We start from the raw sequence: 16,485 nt of genomic DNA on the forward strand, positions 1-16,485 counted from the left end.
GTCAGCGTGGGGGCAGGGACAGGGAGGAAAGGGCAAAAACGGCGCGTGCCGGGAAATAGAAAGACATCGCGATACCGCGCTATGATTTATTTGGCGGGATCGTCCTTGATTTTTATTTTTTGGGCATTCTGTTCGCGTTCCAATTGCAAGATGAATTTTTGAATGGACGCCAGAACAGCGCGCGGGGTCTCCACGAATTCACAGCCAAAATGGTGGATATGGCTTGCGTTGGGCTGCTCTTCTTTTTTGAGCGACCGCACCTTGAGCCTGATGGGGACGGTCGTGGCCATCCCCAATTCTAGGTGGCAATCGTCATAAACGGTATTCACCTGCAATGGAACCGACGCGCTTTTGTCGGTGATGCCGACGCCTCCCGCGCTGATATTGCTGATGGCAACCCAGACCAGGTTGAACTTCCCGTCGGGCGAAGTGAAGCGGATCTTGCAGCGCAGGGATGAGGTCGACGGAATGGCAATGCGGAAAAATTCGCGCCGCTGTATGCGCACCAGTTGATCGGGGATGTCGACCTTCAGCGCCAAAAACTGCTCGTGGGGTTCGGTGTGACGGACCTGCTTGGCGGAAAACTTGATCAAGGCGTTGCGTGGATTGGCGGAAAAAACCACGCCGCTGCTTTCCACGATCGCCTTGTTCAGGCTGGGGGTCGGCGCCGCCTTGACGAACATGACATCCTCCTCCATGCGCAAGATGGAAGTCGCGATCGCCTCTTCCATCTCGTTGAGAAGAATGGATAGCTCAAGGTTCTCCTTCATCATCGCGCTCAACAGCGCAATGATTTCCCTCTTGGAGGACACTTGGTATCTGGCCTCTTCTGACTCAGGCATATTATTGTTCATTTGCAAGCCCCCATCATTTCGGTTCAACAAAGAATCGAATTATCCCGTCATTGTGCATTGCAGCAGGCAAGCGCATAAAAATGAGGTCATAGCATAGCACCCGGATTGCCCTGCGGCAATCGCGCATCGTTGCTGGGAAAGGGATTGGGCCGGATAGGCATGCCAGGTCCCGAAGAGAAAACATGCTCGGGAAAATCCTGGCGTTTCTTGCCGGATTTGATGGCGGCGTATGGGAACGGCTATCAGGCCAGCTTTTCCCGGCGCGCCAGCGTTGGGAATATCCGTACCCAGCAGGCCACGATCAAAAGCGTGCCCGCTCCCCCCAGCAGAACGGACGGCACCGTGCCGAACCAGCCGGCCGTCAAGCCGGATTCGAATTCCCCCAACTGGTTGGAGGCGCCGATGAAAATGGAATTGACCGCGCTGACGCGGCCGCGCATATCATCGGGCGTATCGAGCTGTACCAGCGACTGCCGTACCACTACGCTGATCATGTCGAATGCGCCGGTCAGCGTAAGCGCCGCCAGCGACAAGAGGAATGAATCGGAGAGCGCGAACACGATCGTCGCCATGCCATATAGCGCGACCGAGCCGAACATGATCTTGCCCACGCGGCGGCGTATCGGATGGCGCGCCAGATACAGCGACATGAACAAGGCCCCGATGGCCGGCGCCGAGCGCAAGAGGCCCAGCCCCCATGAGCCGGTATGCAGCACGTCGCGTGCGAAGATCGGCAGCAAGGCCGTGGCGCCGCCGAAGAGGACCGCAAAAAGATCAAGAGAGATCGCTCCCAGTACCTCCTTGCGCTTCCAGATGAAGCTGATTCCGGAGAACAGACCCCGGAGCGTGGCAGGTTCACGCGGCGGCAGCGCGCGTTCATAGCGGATCAGCCGCAGGGCGGCGGCGCCGGCCAGCAGCAGCGCCGCACATATGCCATACACCGTTTGCGGCCCTGCAACATAAAGGAAGCCGCCGATGGCCGGTCCGGCGATGGTGGCGAATTGCGAGCCGGCGGAATTGACGGCAAGCGCGCGCGGCAGCGCCGCCAGCGGCACCAATGTGGGCAATAAAGCTTGCTGGGTGGGCATCTGAAATGCCTTTGCTACCCCCAGGGCGATCGACGCCGCCAAGATGACGTCGCGCCCCAGCCAGCCACCGTTCGTGCCTGCAATCAGCACAAGCGCCACCGCGCATTGGCCGCCGAAACTGGCCATCAGGATGATGCGCCGGTCATACCGGTCGGCAGCCTGGCCGACCACCAGGCATAGCGCCAGCGCCGGGATGAACTGAGCGAGGCCGACCAGGCCCAGGTCGTATGCGCTGTGCGTGATGTCGTACATTTGCCAGGCAACGATCACCATCAGCATTTGGTTGGCCATGGTGGTGGCGATCCGGCACAGGAAGAAATAGCGGAAAGAAGGGAGCTCGCGCAGCGGATTGTTCATCGTTGATAAAGCGGTGCAGGGGAGATTGGAAGGCCGTCGCTTATTCCTGGGCCGGATCGACCTTCGGCGCCCATTCGCGGCGCATGAGCACGATGGTATTGGCGGCTCCGACGACCAGGAAGCCGAAGATCGCCATCATCGGCAGCTCGTAGTTGCCGCCCAGGTGCAGCAGCCAGCCGGACAAGCTGGCGGAAATGCCGCCCGCCAGGCTCGTTGCCACCTGCTGCAGTCCGGTATTCAAGCCTACCGCTTGCCTGGGAATGAGCGTGAGCTTGCACAGTGCCAGGTTGTTGGCGGTGACCAGCCCTAGCAGCGACAGCGAAGTCACGTTCCAGAACAGGGCCATTTCCAGGTTCTGCGCGTAGGCGCCGAGCAGGACCGTCGTGCCGCCGATGAAGCCGGCGACGATGAACGACTTGCGTACGCGTACCGCATCCTTGCCTCGTGCGATCAGCCGATCCGATGCCCATCCGGCGATGGCCGCTACGATGGCGATGCCGGCAAAACTGAAGAAGGTATACAGCCCCGAATGGGTCAGCGACAGGCCGCGCTGCTCCACCAGGTACGCCGGCATCCAGGTCATGCAGTAGAAGGTGAAATAGGCGTAGCAAAAATTGTTGACCAGACCGCCCCAAACGACAGGACTGGATAACAGATTGACCAGCGGCACCGAGGACGCTCTCCGCGCGCGGGACGCCAGTTGTTCCCTGGACGGGTAATCGTTGCGCAGCAGGAGCAGCCAGGGGACCAGCCACACCAGCCCGACCAGGCCGGTAGCGATGAACATCACTTGCCAAGAATGGGTGACGATGAGCCAGGCCGCGATTGGCGCGCCCAGCGCCGGGCCCATTTTGCCGCCGATGGAGAAGATACCCAGCGCGGTTCCTTTCTGGTGCTCTTCGAAGTTGTCGGCGAGATAGCGGTAAGTGGCGGGGATGACAACCGACTCGGCTACGCCGATGAGTAACCGCATCAGCAGCAGCGCGGACAAGGTCGTCACCATGCCGGTGGCCGCCGCAGCCAGGCACCAGAGCATGAAGCAGATCGTGTAGGGCCATTTGACGCCATAGCGGTCGACCAACCAGCCCATCGGCATCTGCAGCAGGCCGTACGACCAAAAGAAAGCCGAATTCAACCATCCGCGCTCAATGCTGTTGAGGCCGAATCCGGCGATGAAGCTTTTCTCCGCCAATGCCGACGACAGGCTCGTGCGGTCCACGAAGGCGATCATCAGCCCCAGTGCGAGCAAGACGACGACCCCCCACGGTTTTTCCACTTTCGGATGGTTCCTCGTCCGCATGCCTCTTCCTCTTTTTGTTATGAGATGCCGGCGCCAGTGCCGCGGCGCGGCTTGAGATGGCGTTTTTCCAGTCAAAACAGCATAGGCGATGCGAAGCAGGGCGTCCTTGCATAAAATGAATTTTCATCGGTACTTTTCAGGCTCCGCCGGGCGCGCGTTGCGGCTGCTGCCGGGCGGTGATGCGGAACTGGCTGGGCGTCTGCCCCACTTCCTTGCGGAAGAAGCGGGTGAAGTACGCAGCATCGGCAAAGCCCAGCCAGAAAGCGATCTGTTCTACCGACATGTCGCCGAAAATCAGATGACGCCTGGCTTCCGTGATGAGGCGCGCATGGATCATCTTGGCCGGGCTTTGCCCCGCAGCCGATGCGCAGGCCGTCCTCAACTGCACCAGCGAGACCGCCATCATCGAAGCATAGTCCTGCAGTTGCAGGTTCTCGCGGTAATGCTGTTCGATCAGTTCCCGGAAGCGTTCCGTGAGGCGGATGTCGTTGCGAACGGCGCCTTCGCTGACGGGCTGCTCAAGGTCTGCGCCCCGCACCAGCATCAGCAACAGCGTGGTAAGCAGGGCCTCGGTGCCGACGATATGGCCTACCGCGTTGGACTGGATTTCGTGCTCGAGGCTGCGGACCAGCCGGTAAAAATCGTCCTCGGCCTCCGGTGCGTAAGACAGCGGGATCATGCGGGGCAAGGACCAGAGCTGGATGAATTCATGGAGCTTGGCGTTGACTTGCGTGAGGTACGCCACCTCGATGGTGACCACCCAGCGGTCGACGTCCATCTCATAGTCGAGACCGTGGACGCATTCGGTCGGCAACAGCAGCGCGCACGGGCCTTCGAATGGCAGGCTGCGGCCTTCCAGGTTCATCACGCCGCGCCCCTTGCGAACGAAGATCACCTGGCCGTATTTCGGATGCGCATGCGGCGCGGTGCGCCAACGGCCGCGGTCGGTCATATGGCCGACATTGACGAACCAGTTTTCCTGCTCGGCATCGCGCTCGACATACAGGCGAACCTTGGGAACCGTCTTGAGCGCCGTGTCATCCCGCGGGTTGCGTGGGTGCCTGGTCATCGCACTGTGTGTCATGAAGTCTCCTTGTGCTGCGGGAACGAGTGGATGGCTGGTGCGGGCAGCGTCTGTGGTCGTTTCAGTTTGCATGAAATGAGTCGATCCGGCACGGGCAAGTCATGCTTGCTTCTTGGCGTGTGCGCTTTTCCCCTCGACCGATGGGCGATGCCATTCTAGACCCGGATCGGTTTTGGCTCAATTGATTGGCGCTTCGCGTTACAAATCTCATTGCGCCGTGCCGCCCGGGATACGATCCGGCAAAAAATGCCAGTGAATCTACTTTTTGTATAGGGACGCCCGTTTCGCCATCTCCTATTCTTAGCTCCACCCAAGACCGGAGGCTGAGGCTCCGGCATCGGAGCACGAATATCAAGGAGAACATGTTGGCCAAGAAAGTCCCGCTCAAGATCGCGATCGCCGAGCATCCGCATACCGCAGCCATCCGCAACGGATCCATCCCCATCGAGGGGGTGGATGCCGAATTCGTCACCGTCCAGCCGCAGATCGGCGCCTTCCGACGGATGGTGCGCGACGTCGAATTCGATGTGTGCGAACTGGCGCCCACCACTTACATCATCGCCCGCGCCTATGGCGCGCCCTTCGTCGGCCTGCCGGTCTTCGTGGTGCGGCGTTTCCACCATGGAGGCCTCCTGGTGCGTCCGGACGCTGGCATCCGGACGCCCAAGGATCTCGAGGGAAAGAAGGTCGGCGTGCGCGCCTATTCGGTGACCACCGGCGTGTGGACGCGCCAGGTGCTGATCGACGAGTTCGGCCTGGACTCATCCAAGGTGACCTGGGTGGTCGACGATGAGGAGCACGTCACCCAGTTGAAGCTGCCGGACAATGTGATCCACGCCCCCGCCGGCAGTTCGCTGGCCGACATGATGGCCCAGGGCGAGCTGGCTGCGGGCTTCGCCGCCGCCGCCGGCATCGGCCGTACCGGCGCGCCCACCGGCGGCTGGAAGGAAGTCGAAGCCGATTACCCCGACCTGCTGCCCAACGCCGCCGAACTGGAAGCCGACTATTACGCCCGTACCGGCGTCTATCCGATGCACGGCACCATCGTGGTCAAGGATTCGGTGCTGGCCGAACACCCGTGGATCGCCAAATCGATCTACCAGGCCTTCGACCAGGCCAAGAAAGAATGGCTGGCGCGCCTGGATGCCGGCACCGCCACCAGCGCCGGCGACAAGAAATACCTGGAGATGCGCAAGATCGTCGGCTACGACCCGCTGCCCTACGGCCTGAAGGAAAACCTCAAGACCATCGAAACCCTGGAAGCCACCGCCTTCAAGCAAGGCCTGACGCCGCGCCGCATGTCCATCGGCGAGCTGTTCGTGGACCCGCAAGCCTAAGCCGTACGGAGAAAAACATGATCATCGATTGCCACGGCCATTTCACGACCGTTCCTGCCTCTTTCCGCAACTGGCGCGCCAAGCAGGTCGAGTTCGCCAACGACCCGGCCAACGCGCCTTCGCGTGCCGAGGCGCATGTCTCCGACGACCAGATCCGCGACGCCATCGGCAATGGCCAGTTGAAGCTGCAGCGCGAGCGCGGCAGCGACATGACGCTGTTTTCGCCCATCGCCGGCCTGATGAGCCACCACCTGGGCAACGAGCGCACCAGCCTGGAATGGGCCGAGATCTCCAACGACCTGGTCTACCGCGTCACCGAGATGTATCCGGACAACTTCGCCCCTGTCTGCCAGTTGCCGCAGTCGCCCGGCGCCGCGCCGGCCAATAGCATTCCCGAGCTGCGCCGCTGCGTGGAAGAGCTGGGCTTTGTCGGCTGCAACCTGAATCCGGACCCGACCGGCGGCTACTGGACCGGCAAGCCCGTGACCGACCGCGAGTGGTATCCGCTGTACGAGGCGCTGGTCGAGCTCGACGTGCCGGCCATGATCCACGTGGCGGCATCGTGCAACCCGTGTTTCCACGGCACCGGCGCGCACTACCTGAACGCCGACACTTCGGTGTTCATGCAGATCCTGCAATCCGACCTGTTCAAGGATTTCCCGACCCTGCGCCTGGTCATTCCGCACGGCGGCGGCGCGGTGCCTTACCACTGGGGACGCTACCGCGGCATGTCGCTGGAAATGCGCGAGCGTCCGCTGGAAGGCCTGCTCGACAACATCTTCTTTGACTCCTGCGTCTACCACCAGCCCGGCGTGGAGCTGCTGACCAAGGTGATCCCCGCCGACAACGTGCTGTTCGGTTCGGAAATGATCGGCGCCGTGCGCGGCAAGGATCCGGCCACCGGCCAGTACTTCGACGACACCAAGCGCTACCTCGACGCCTGCGACGCGCTCAGCGGCGAAGACCGCTACAAGATCTTCGAAGGCAATGCGCGCCGCGTCTATCCGCGCCTGGACAAGCGCCTCAAGGCGCGCGGCCGCTGACCAACAAGAAGGACAGTAAACATCATGACTTCCATCGTAGACATCCACCCGCACATCATCTCCGACGATGAGGGCAAATACCCGCCGGCGCCGTTGTTCGGCAAGCGTTCGGACTGGTCCCGGGAGCGTCCTTCCACCGTGGAGGCGCTGATCGCCGCCATGGACGCGGCCGGCGTAGCCAAGGCGGCAGTGGTCCATTCTTCCACCACCTACGGCTTCGACAACAGCTATGTGGTCGACGGCTGCAACAAGTACGCCGGCCGCCTGGTGGCCGTCGGCTCGGTCGATGTGCTGCAGCCGGACGCGGTCCAGCGCATCCGCGAATGGCAGGCGCGCGGCCTGGCCGGCCTGCGCCTGTTTACCGGCGGCAGCACCAAGGAGTTCGATCCCAGCGAGCTGGACGATCCGCGCTCCTTCCCGGCCTGGGAACTGTGCGCTGAACTGGGCTTGACCATGTGCATCCAGACCGGCCCCGTCGGCCTGCCGCAAGTGACCGCACTGGCCAAACGCTTCCCCGGCGTGAAGATCATCCTCGACCACCTGGCGCGCCCGGACGTCACAGATGGCCCTCCCTACGCCAAGGCCGCCAGCCTGTTCGAGCTGGCGCCGCTGGAAAACATCTACTTCAAGCTGACGCCGCGCATCTTCGGCGACGTCAGGAAGGAAAAGGCCAGCGCCGACACCTTCTTCCCGAAGGTGGTGCAAGCCTTCGGCGCACAGCGCCTGGCATGGGGATCGAACTTCCCGACCTCGCCCGGTACGCTGGCCGAGATCCTGGCGACTGCCCAGGCCGGCACGGCTTGCCTGTCGGAGCAGGACCGCGCATGGATCTTCAGCAAGACCGCCAAGACCTTGTACCCGGGCCTGGCTTAAAGCAGGAGGACGGCATGATGCCGTCCTCCCCGCAAGCGACACCACACCAAAAGAAAGAAGAAAATGGAGACAGGCAAGACTGGAAGGCATGGAGCGGCCGGAGGCTGGATCATCCTCGCGCTTCTGGCGATGGGCGTATTGATTTCCTATATCGACCGCACCAGCATCTCGTCGGCATTGGCCGATCCCGAGTTCGTGCGCGAATTCGCGCTCAGCAGCGTCGACCGCGGCTGGGTCAATGCCGCGTTCTTCTGGTCTTATGCGGCGTTCCAGATTCCGATGGGCTACGTGGCCGACCGCTACGGCGTGAAATGGCCGTACGCGATTTGCTTCGCCCTGTGGTGCATTGCCACCGCGCTGATGGGCGCGGTCACCACCCTGGTGGCGTTAGTGGTCATGCGCCTGATCATCGGTGCGGCCGAGGCCATCGTCATCCCGGCCAGCTACCGCTGGATCCGCAACAACTTCGACGAAAGCCGCAACGGCCTGGCGGTGGGAATCCTGGCCATGGGCAACAAGTTCGGCCCGGCCATCGGCGCGCCGGTGGGCGCCTGGATCATCGTCCATTACTCGTGGCAGTTCATGTTCATCGTCACCGGCGCGGCCGGATTGCTGTGGCTGGTGCCCTGGCTGCTGATGGTGCGCAACGATTTCCCGGACAAGAACGAACGCAAGGTGGCCGGCCGCCGCGCAGGCACGGTGCCGCTGAGCCGCATCCTGGTCAGCCCGGTGGTATGGGGCGGCCTGATCACCAACTTTTGCTACGGCTATTTCACCTTCTATTGCATGACCTGGATGCCGGCCTATCTGGTCGAGCAGCGCGGCCTGTCGCTGGCGCAATCGGGTCTGTACACCTTCTTCAGCTTTGCCGGCATCGCCATCGTTGCCGCCATTGCCGGCGCCGCGGCGGATTACCTGATCTCGCGCGGCAACAACCCGGTGCTGGTGCGCAAGGTGTTCATCATCGCCGGTTTCGTCGGCGGCTGTACGGTGCTCTTGGGCGCCCGCGCGGAATCGCTGGAGGCGGCGCTGTTCTGGAATGTGTTCTCGCTGTCGTGGCTGGGGCTGACCACCGCCAACAATCTGGTACTGTCGCGCCTGACGCTGATCCCGCGCCAGGCCATCGGGCTGGTGACCGGTGTCCAGCAGGTCGCCACCAGCCTGGCCGGCGGCGTGGCGGCAAGTCTCTCCGGCTGGCTGCTGCATGCCACCGGCAGCTATGACTTGCCGATGCTGGTGATCCTGGTTTTCCTGCTCATTGGCGCGGCGGCTACGGTGGTGTTGTACCGGCCGCAATGGGCGCCCAGGGCCAGCGAAGACGCATCGGTGGAAGGCAACGCCGAGGATGACAAGCCCAAGGCCCGCGAGCGTTCGCATGAATCGTCGCCGCGCCGGGTGTAAGCCGCCGACCCAATTCAATAAAAACATTCATTAGGAAAAAGTACATGGCAAAAATCGTATTCGGCATGGCGGTGCCGCACAGCGGCATGCTGGGACAAGCGCCGGAAGACTGGCTGAAGAACGGCGAGCGCGACCGCAACAATCCGCAACTCTGGTTCCGCAACCGCACCTGGACCTACCCCGAGCTGGAGGCGCACCGTGGCGCCGCTTTCGAACCTTTCCTGACGCTGGATGAGCGTACCGCCCGCGCCGCCCGCTGCCGCGCCGCGCTGGACAAGATGGCCGCCGCCTACCGCGAGGCCAGGGTCGATGTGGCGATCATCCTCGGAAAGGACCAGAAGGAAATCTTCACCGACTTCTCGCCTTCCATCGCCATCTACACCGGCGAGGAAGTGCACAACGGACCGCCGCAGCGTTCGGTGTACGCGCCCGACCACCATGTCACGCACAAGTGCCATCCGCAGCTGGCGAACTACCTGATCGACCACTTCCAGCGCGCCAATTTCGACCTTACCGATCTGTTCGCCTGGCCCGACAACGTCTGGATGAAACCGCTGCCGGATTACCCGGTCGTGCCGCATGCCTACAGTTTCGTGTACCACCAGATCATGGGCGACAACCCGCCGCCGCATGTGCCGATCATCATGAACTGCTTCTACCCGCCGACGCAGCCGTCGATGGCGCGCTGCATCGAGTTCGGCCGTGTCTTGCGCGATGCCGTCAACGCCTGGCCGGAAGATGTGCGGGTGGGCATCTTCGCCTCCGGAGGCCTGTCGCACTTCGTCAACGACGAGGAGTTCGACCACAAGATCATGAAGATGCTGGGCGAGTACGACTACGACGGCCTGGCCGCGGTCGAAGACGGCTATTACCAGTCCGGCACCTCCGAAATCAAGCTCTATGTGAGCGTGATGAAGGCGCTGCAGGAAACCGGGGCCGAGATGACGCTGGTGGATTACGTGCCTTGCTGGCGCACGCCGGCGGGCACCGGCGAAGGAATGGGATTCATGTACTGGAAAGCCGCTTGAGGCGATTTACCTGAGAGAGAAATGACATGTCGAACACACGCTTAAACAGCATCATCCGCGCATTTGAATCCGGAAAGCCGGCATTCGCGGCGTTTTCCAAACTGGACAAGCAGACCGCCATCGAGATGAGCGATGCGCCGTATGACGGCATCGTCTACGAGATGGAGCACAACCCTTACGATGTCGCCGCGCTGGGCGATGCGCTGCAGTACATGCTCAACCGCAAGAAGATCGCCGAAACCGGCTCGGTGGCGCCGGGCGTCACGCCGCTGGCGCGCATCCCTGCCAACGGCGCCGAGATGAACCAGTCTTTCGCCAAGCAGGTGCTGGACCGCGGCGTCTACGGCGTGATCTGGCCGCACGTTGCCACCGTCGAGCAGGCCTACAACGCGGTGGCGTCGTGCCGTTACGCCCGTCCGAAGAACGCGTCGCTGTATGAACCCAAGGGCGTGCGCGGCGATGGCCCGGCCAATGCTTCGCGCTACTGGGGCCTGTCGATGGACGAATACTACAAGAAGGCCGACGTCTGGCCGCTGGCGCCGGAGGGCGAGCTGCTGGTGGGCCTGATGTGCGAAAGCACCCAGGCCATCGAAAACCTGGACGACATCCTCAAGAACGTGCCCGGCATCGGCTTCATCCTGATCGGCGAGGGCGACCTGTCGCAGGAGCTGGGTTTCCCGCGCCAGTATGAGCATCCGGAAGTGGTGGACGCGATGCGCCGCATCGTCGACACCTGCCACAAGCACAAGGTGGTGGTCGGCAACCCGCACGTCACCGGCAAGAATCACCGCCGCCTGCAGGAAGAGGGCTACCGCTTCCTGATGTCGGCGCCGCAGCGCAGCTACGGCGTGGTCGGCCTGGGCCGCGAGATGGCGGGTTACTGAGATGAACGGCGCCGAAAGCCTGGTCGCGACCCTGGTGGACCAGGGAGTGGATATCTGCTTCGCCAATCCCGGCACCTCGGAGATGCACTTCCTGGCGGCCCTGGAGAACCCGAGGATGCGCAGCGTGCTGTGCCTGTTCGAAGGCGTGGCCACCGGCGCGGCCGACGGCTGGTACCGCATGAAGGACGCGCCGGCCTCCACGCTGCTGCACCTGGGGCCGGGGCTGGCCAACGGCCTGGCTAATATCCATAACGCCAGGCGCGCCTCATCGGGGATGGTCAACATCATCGGCGAGCATTCGACCTCGCACCTCAAGTACGATCCGCCGCTGACGTCCGACATTGAAGGCCTGGCGCGTCCGCTGTCGCACTGGGTGCGGCGCGCGGACTCGGCCGGCGCGATCGCCTGGGACGCCGCCAAGGCGGTGGCCAAGGCGTCCGAACATCCGGGCCGGATCGCCACGCTGATTCTGCCCGGCGACACTTCCTGGCAAGAGGCGGGCGCGCCCGTCGCGGCGCCGCGTGCGGCTGCCGTGCGCAAGAAGCCCGACGCCGCGCGCATCGAGCATGTGGCGCGCGTGTTGCGTTCGGGCGAGCCGGCGCTGATCATCCTGGCCAACAAGGCCACGCGCGGCGCGGCGCTGGAGAAGGCCGGCCGTGTCGCCGCTGCGACCGGCGCGCGGCTGGGTTCGCAATTCTTCACCGCGCGCATCGAGCGCGGCGCGGGACGCGTGCCGATCGAACGCATCCCTTATGCGGTGCCGCAGGCACAGGCTTTCCTGCGCGGCTTCAAGCACATCATCACGGTGGAGACGCGTGAGCCGGTTGCCTTCTTCAGTTATCCGGACAAGCCCAGCCTGCTCAAAAGCGAAGGTAGCGTGGTGCATCCGCTGGTGGAAGATGACGAGGACAGTGCGTTGGCGTTCGACATGCTGCTCGACGCGCTGGGTGCCGGCAGCATCTCGCCCATCCTGCAGCCGCGTATCGAGACGCCGGTGCCGACCGGCGCCCTGAATCCGGTCAGCGTGGCGCATGCGCTGGCCGCCGCCTTACCGGAAAACTGCATCCTGGTGGACGAGTCGCTGACCACCGGCCGCGAGTCGATGGGCCACACCATGGGGGCCTTACCGCACGACCTGATCAACAACATGGGCGGCTCCATCGGCTACGCCACGCCGGTGGCGACCGGCGCCGCGCTGGCCTGCCCGGACCGCCGCGTGTTCTGCATGGTCGGCGACGGCAGCGCGATGTACACCATCCAGTCGCTGTGGACCCAGGCGCGCGAGAACCTGAACATCACCACCATCATTTTCGCTAACAACAGCTACGCCATCCTGAAGGCGGAGTACGCCAACATGGGCGCCGGCACGCCGGGCGCACGCGCCTTGTCGATGATCGACATCGATCGCCCTCGCATCGACTGGCTGGCCATGGCCAAGAGCATGGGAGTGCCGGCAACGGCAGTCGATTCGGCAGAAGGCTTTTACAAGGCCATGACCGACTCGGCGCGCGAACCGGGGCCGTCGCTCATCGAGGTGAGGCTGTAACCATCCACAAGGAGTGAACCAGACATGACAACCACTGCAACCGAGGTGCCTATCTTGCGTACCAACCTGGCCGAATATGCCGTCACCAAGGCGATGCGTGACGGACGCGTGAAATCCGACATCGTCGAACTCGACTATTGTGGGCCGACCCCGGCGCACAACGGCTTCAAGGCCATGGTGCGGGAGAACCAGTTCGATGCCGGCGAGCTCGCCATCGTCACCTTCTTGCAGGCCAAGGCTTACGGCAAGCCGTATGTGTTGCTGCCCACGCCGATCTCCGGGCGCTTCCAGCATCATTGCGCCGGATACAACATCGACTTCGGTCATCTCGATCCGAAGGACATCGAAGGCAAGAAGGTCGGCGTGCGCACCTATACCCAGACTACCGCGCTGTGGATCCGCGGCATCTTGCGCCACGAATATGGCGTCGACCTGGATAAGGTGACCTGGATGACCCTCAACGACGGCCATCTGGCCGAGTACAGCGACCCATCCAATTGCCAGCGTTTGCCCAAGGGATCGTCGATCCCGCAGATGATGCTCGACGGCCAGCTCGATGCGGCCCTGCTGGGCGAGGACATGCCCAAGGATCCGCGCGTGCGCACCCTGGTGCCCAATGCCAAGGAGGCGGCGAAAGACTGGTTCGCGCGCGAAGGCGTGGTGCCGATCAACCACATGTTCGTGGTGCACGAGGACATCTCGAAGAAGCATCCTGAGATCGTGCGCGAGCTCTACCGCATGGTGGTGGAAAGCCGCGCCTTGACCGAAGGCGGCGTGCCGGAGATCTTCCCGCCGATCGGCCTGGAACCTAACCGCAAGGGCATCCAGCTCGCGATCGACTGGGCGCTGGACCAGAAAATCATTCCGCGCAGGTTGACAGTGGACGAACTGTTCGACGATGTCACCGGCGCGCTGGGCTGAGCCGGAAAGATGACGTCGTTGCGCCGTCCCGGACGCCGGCGCAAGGAGCAAGTGGAACGCCATAAGAAAAGAAGAACGACAGTAGGCGCTGTCCGTTCCGGGCAGCGCTTTCCCGCCAATCAATAACAACAATAAAAGAATCTACGGAGACCAACGATGAAACGCAGTATTTCTGCCGGCCTGTGCGCCGCGATGACGCTTGCCTTGCCCGCGCTGGCGCAAGAAAGCAACCCTCCTGCCGGAAGCAGTTCGGTCACGCTGTACGGCGTGATCGATACCGGTGTCGAATACGTGCGCGGCGTGCCCGATTCGAACGGGCAGAGCGGCGGCCAGTTTCGCGTGGGCTACGGCGGCACGCCATCGCGCCTTGGTTTCAAGGGAACGGAAGATCTCGGCGGCGGCCTGGCGGCGATCTTCACTCTGGAAACGGGCCTGATGGCCGATACCGGCGGCTGGAGCCAGGCGCGCATGTTCGGGCGGCAGGCCTTCGTGGGCCTGTCGGGGCCGTGGGGAACGCTGACTTTCGGCCGCCAATACACCATGCGCTACTACGGCATGCTTGACGCCGATATCTTCGCGGCCGCGTCGCAAGGCCTGGGTGCGCTCGACAGCGGCATTCCCAATGCGCGGGCCGACAATTCCGTGTCCTACCGCGGCGCGATGGGGCGCTTGAGCGGCGGCGTGAATTACAGTTTCGGGCGCGACACTGCCAGCGCCAATAATCCCACCGCCACCAACTGTCCGGGGGAGTCGACCGACAAGCAGCAGTGCCGGGAATATTCGGCAATGCTGAAATACGATGGCGGAAACTGGGGCGTGGTCAGCGCATTCGAGCGCCAGTACGGCGGCACCGCGGCTACGTATGCCGGGTTGACGTCGTCGGCCAAGAGCGATACCCGTCTTACCGTGAACGGCTACCTCAAGTTCGGCGGCAACCAGGTCGGCGTGGGATGGCTCAAGCGCAAGAACGACGGCAGTGCGGCCACGCCCAGGAGCGACTTGTTCTGGATCGCCGGCCTCGCGCCGGTGACGCCGGTGGTGGTGCTCGATGGCATGCTGGCCACGCTCAGGTTCGACGACTCGGCCAACCGCGCCACGTTGCTGACCTTGCGCGGCACCTACCTGCTGTCCAAGCGTACCTCGTTCTACCTGTCCGCCTCGGCGGTAAAAAACGGTGGCACGCAGGCCGCCGCCGTCAGCACCAATCCGCCCGGCACGACGCCGTTGCCGGGCGGGTCGCAGCAGTCGGTCATGGCGGGTATCCGGCATACTTTCTGATGCCAAGGAGGATAGGAGAAGGAAAAATGCCAGTGAATCTGATTTTTGTGCAGAGACGCGCAGCCCCCCATCCCCTATTCTTGTAACAACGAAAAAAGTCATGCGCAGCGGCATCCAGGGCAATGCGGGATGCCGCGCGGCGCCAACAAGGCAAGAATGGTCCGCATCCCAGGCATAAGCCTGGCAGCCAAAAGAGGCCAACCACGGATATTGGAGACAGCCGGTAATGATTCGGTCGCTTGGGAAAAATACTCTGGTGCGCGTAGGCGTGATGGCCGCGTTCATTGCGCTGGCATTCGCCGCGGGTTTGTCCTCGCCCGGCGCCAGCGCAGCGAGCGCCGTCGGGGCGGATGAGGAACTGGTCTATGTCGGCATGCACGAGCGCCAGATCCGCGCGCTGCGTTTCGATGCCGCCAGCGGCCGCTTGACGGCGATCGGCCCTGTCGCCGAAGGTATTCGCTCCACCTGGGCGGTTGCCCATCCGGCGTTGCCGATCCTGTATGCCGTCGATGACGACAACACCCGCGAAGGCAGCGTCACCGCGTTCGCCGTCGACCGTGCCAGCGGCGCCCTGCGCAAGATCAATGAAGTCGCTACGGGCGGCAGCGGCACGACGTTCCTGACGCTCGACGCTCCTTCCATGACGCTTCTGGCGGCCAACTACGGCGGCGGTTCGACCTCCAGCATTGCGCTCAATGCCGACGGCAGCCTGGGGGCGCTGGTGTCGACCATCAAGGCCGCCGGGAGCGGCCCCCATCGCCGCCAGGCAAACCCGCATAACCACGGCAATGCGCTCGCGCCGGATGGCCGGCACGTGCTGGTGCCCGATCTCGGCGCCGATCGCGTGTTCATCTACGACTTCGACCGCGCCACCCGCGCATTGTCGGCCGGCGACGGCGCACGCGCCTTTGCGGCGCCCGCGGGCAGCGGCCCGCGCCACCTGGCGTTCGGCGCCGACGGCCGGTTCGTCTACCTGCTCAACGAGTTGACCGCCGAGGTGGCGGTCTTGCGGTGGGACGCACAACAGGCACGGTTGGCCGCGGTGCAGACCCTGCCGGTGAGCAGCGAGGGATTCCAGGGCGCCAGGAGCGGTGCGGAAATCGTCGTCAGCCGCGATGGCCGCTATGTGTATGTCGAAGATCGCGGCGAGAACACGCTGGTGGCGTACGCCGTCGATGCCGCCTCGGGCACGCTGTCGCTGGTGCAGCGGATCGGCTCAGGCGGCGAGCGGCCCTGGGGCTTCGCGATCCATCCGAGCGGCAAGTGGATGTTGGTGGCGAACCAGCGCAGCGGCAAGGTGAATGTGTTTGGCATCGATCCCGTGTCCGGAAAGCTGTCGGAAACGTCTCATGCGGCCGAGGTGCCCACGCCGGTCAGCCTGACCTTCGTGAAGTAAGCGGCCGGATCTCCTACGAAAACAGTTGTCCGAAACGTTGCCATCGGCAACGCGGGGCCTTTGCGCGCCGCGATTTCCCTCGGTGGAAGAGCTAA

At 63.3% G+C, this 16,485-nt stretch carries 14 protein-coding genes; 10 read left to right on the top strand and 4 right to left on the bottom strand.

The genetic code is table 11. The annotated features are described in order from the left end of the window. Window positions 1-86 precede the first annotated feature (86 nt). From FB598_RS08090 to FB598_RS08105, 4 genes are all read right to left on the bottom strand, one after another. Window positions 87-854 (bottom strand): flagellar brake protein, encoded by a 768-nt coding sequence (locus FB598_RS08090; protein WP_141913660.1) that lies wholly within the window; start codon window positions 852-854, stop codon window positions 87-89. Window positions 855-1,096: 242 nt separating this feature from the next. Then, window positions 1,097-2,299, bottom strand: coding sequence for an MFS transporter (locus FB598_RS08095; protein WP_141913659.1), 1,203 nt, complete (start codon window positions 2,297-2,299; stop codon window positions 1,097-1,099). 40 nt (window positions 2,300-2,339) lie between these two features. Further along, on the bottom strand, window positions 2,340-3,599 hold the full coding sequence (locus FB598_RS08100; RefSeq protein ID WP_141913658.1) for an MFS transporter: 1,260 nt from the start codon (window positions 3,597-3,599) through the stop codon (window positions 2,340-2,342). A 136-nt stretch (window positions 3,600-3,735) separates the two neighbouring features. Continuing rightward, entirely contained in the window at window positions 3,736-4,683 is a 948-nt protein-coding gene (locus FB598_RS08105) for a helix-turn-helix domain-containing protein (protein ID WP_141913657.1), read from the bottom strand. A 362-nt stretch (window positions 4,684-5,045) separates the two neighbouring features. On the opposite strand from FB598_RS08105, the gene FB598_RS08110 reads away from it, so the two are divergent. The 10 genes from FB598_RS08110 to FB598_RS08155 all read left to right on the top strand — a co-directional run bounded on the left by FB598_RS08110 (window position 5,046) and on the right by FB598_RS08155 (window position 16,390). After that, on the top strand, window positions 5,046-6,020 hold the full coding sequence (locus tag FB598_RS08110; RefSeq protein ID WP_141913656.1) for an ABC transporter substrate-binding protein: 975 nt from the start codon (window positions 5,046-5,048) through the stop codon (window positions 6,018-6,020). Window positions 6,021-6,037: 17 nt separating this feature from the next. Next, window positions 6,038-7,063: an amidohydrolase family protein gene (locus tag FB598_RS08115; protein ID WP_141913655.1), complete on the top strand. Its 1,026-nt coding sequence runs from the start codon at window positions 6,038-6,040 to the stop codon at window positions 7,061-7,063. Window positions 7,064-7,087: 24 nt separating this feature from the next. Continuing rightward, a complete protein-coding gene (locus tag FB598_RS08120) occupies window positions 7,088-7,936 on the top strand; it encodes an amidohydrolase (protein ID WP_141913654.1) in 849 nt (282 codons plus the stop codon). Window positions 7,937-7,999: 63 nt separating this feature from the next. After that, window positions 8,000-9,337 carry an MFS transporter gene (locus FB598_RS08125; protein WP_141913653.1) on the top strand — a complete coding sequence of 446 codons (1,338 nt, stop codon included), beginning with the start codon at window positions 8,000-8,002 and terminating at the stop codon, window positions 9,335-9,337. 44 nt (window positions 9,338-9,381) lie between these two features. After that, window positions 9,382-10,365 (top strand): protocatechuate 3,4-dioxygenase, encoded by a 984-nt coding sequence (locus tag FB598_RS08130; RefSeq protein WP_141913652.1) that lies wholly within the window; start codon window positions 9,382-9,384, stop codon window positions 10,363-10,365. 26 nt (window positions 10,366-10,391) lie between these two features. After that, window positions 10,392-11,249 carry an HpcH/HpaI aldolase/citrate lyase family protein gene (locus FB598_RS08135; protein WP_141913651.1) on the top strand — a complete coding sequence of 286 codons (858 nt, stop codon included), beginning with the start codon at window positions 10,392-10,394 and terminating at the stop codon, window positions 11,247-11,249. Between the two features lies 1 nt (window position 11,250). Beyond that, window positions 11,251-12,795, top strand: coding sequence for an acetolactate synthase large subunit (locus tag FB598_RS08140; RefSeq protein WP_141913650.1), 1,545 nt, complete (start codon window positions 11,251-11,253; stop codon window positions 12,793-12,795). 24 nt (window positions 12,796-12,819) lie between these two features. After that, window positions 12,820-13,716, top strand: a complete 897-nt coding sequence (locus FB598_RS08145) for a phosphate ABC transporter substrate-binding protein (RefSeq protein ID WP_141913649.1) — start codon at window positions 12,820-12,822, stop codon at window positions 13,714-13,716. A gap of 156 nt (window positions 13,717-13,872) precedes the next feature. Beyond that, window positions 13,873-14,994, top strand: a complete 1,122-nt coding sequence (locus FB598_RS08150; protein WP_141913648.1) for a porin — start codon at window positions 13,873-13,875, stop codon at window positions 14,992-14,994. A 226-nt stretch (window positions 14,995-15,220) separates the two neighbouring features. Then, window positions 15,221-16,390 (top strand): lactonase family protein, encoded by a 1,170-nt coding sequence (locus tag FB598_RS08155; RefSeq protein ID WP_255463858.1) that lies wholly within the window; start codon window positions 15,221-15,223, stop codon window positions 16,388-16,390. Window positions 16,391-16,485 lie beyond the last annotated feature (95 nt).

This window comes from Herbaspirillum sp. SJZ106 (assembly GCF_006715495.1).
In the GTDB taxonomy this organism is placed as follows: Bacteria; Pseudomonadota; Gammaproteobacteria; order Burkholderiales; family Burkholderiaceae_D; genus Herbaspirillum.

Coding starts and splice junctions, on each gene's coding strand:
- FB598_RS08090 (WP_141913660.1), bottom strand. CDS start 854: ATGAACAATAATATGCCTGAGTCAGAAGAGGCCAGATACCAAGTGTCC.
- FB598_RS08095 (WP_141913659.1), bottom strand. CDS start 2,299: ATGAACAATCCGCTGCGCGAGCTCCCTTCTTTCCGCTATTTCTTCCTG.
- FB598_RS08100 (WP_141913658.1), bottom strand. CDS start 3,599: ATGCGGACGAGGAACCATCCGAAAGTGGAAAAACCGTGGGGGGTCGTC.
- FB598_RS08105 (WP_141913657.1), bottom strand. CDS start 4,683: ATGACACACAGTGCGATGACCAGGCACCCACGCAACCCGCGGGATGAC.
- FB598_RS08110 (WP_141913656.1), top strand. CDS start 5,046: ATGTTGGCCAAGAAAGTCCCGCTCAAGATCGCGATCGCCGAGCATCCG.
- FB598_RS08115 (WP_141913655.1), top strand. CDS start 6,038: ATGATCATCGATTGCCACGGCCATTTCACGACCGTTCCTGCCTCTTTC.
- FB598_RS08120 (WP_141913654.1), top strand. CDS start 7,088: ATGACTTCCATCGTAGACATCCACCCGCACATCATCTCCGACGATGAG.
- FB598_RS08125 (WP_141913653.1), top strand. CDS start 8,000: ATGGAGACAGGCAAGACTGGAAGGCATGGAGCGGCCGGAGGCTGGATC.
- FB598_RS08130 (WP_141913652.1), top strand. CDS start 9,382: ATGGCAAAAATCGTATTCGGCATGGCGGTGCCGCACAGCGGCATGCTG.
- FB598_RS08135 (WP_141913651.1), top strand. CDS start 10,392: ATGTCGAACACACGCTTAAACAGCATCATCCGCGCATTTGAATCCGGA.
- FB598_RS08140 (WP_141913650.1), top strand. CDS start 11,251: ATGAACGGCGCCGAAAGCCTGGTCGCGACCCTGGTGGACCAGGGAGTG.
- FB598_RS08145 (WP_141913649.1), top strand. CDS start 12,820: ATGACAACCACTGCAACCGAGGTGCCTATCTTGCGTACCAACCTGGCC.
- FB598_RS08150 (WP_141913648.1), top strand. CDS start 13,873: ATGAAACGCAGTATTTCTGCCGGCCTGTGCGCCGCGATGACGCTTGCC.
- FB598_RS08155 (WP_255463858.1), top strand. CDS start 15,221: ATGATTCGGTCGCTTGGGAAAAATACTCTGGTGCGCGTAGGCGTGATG.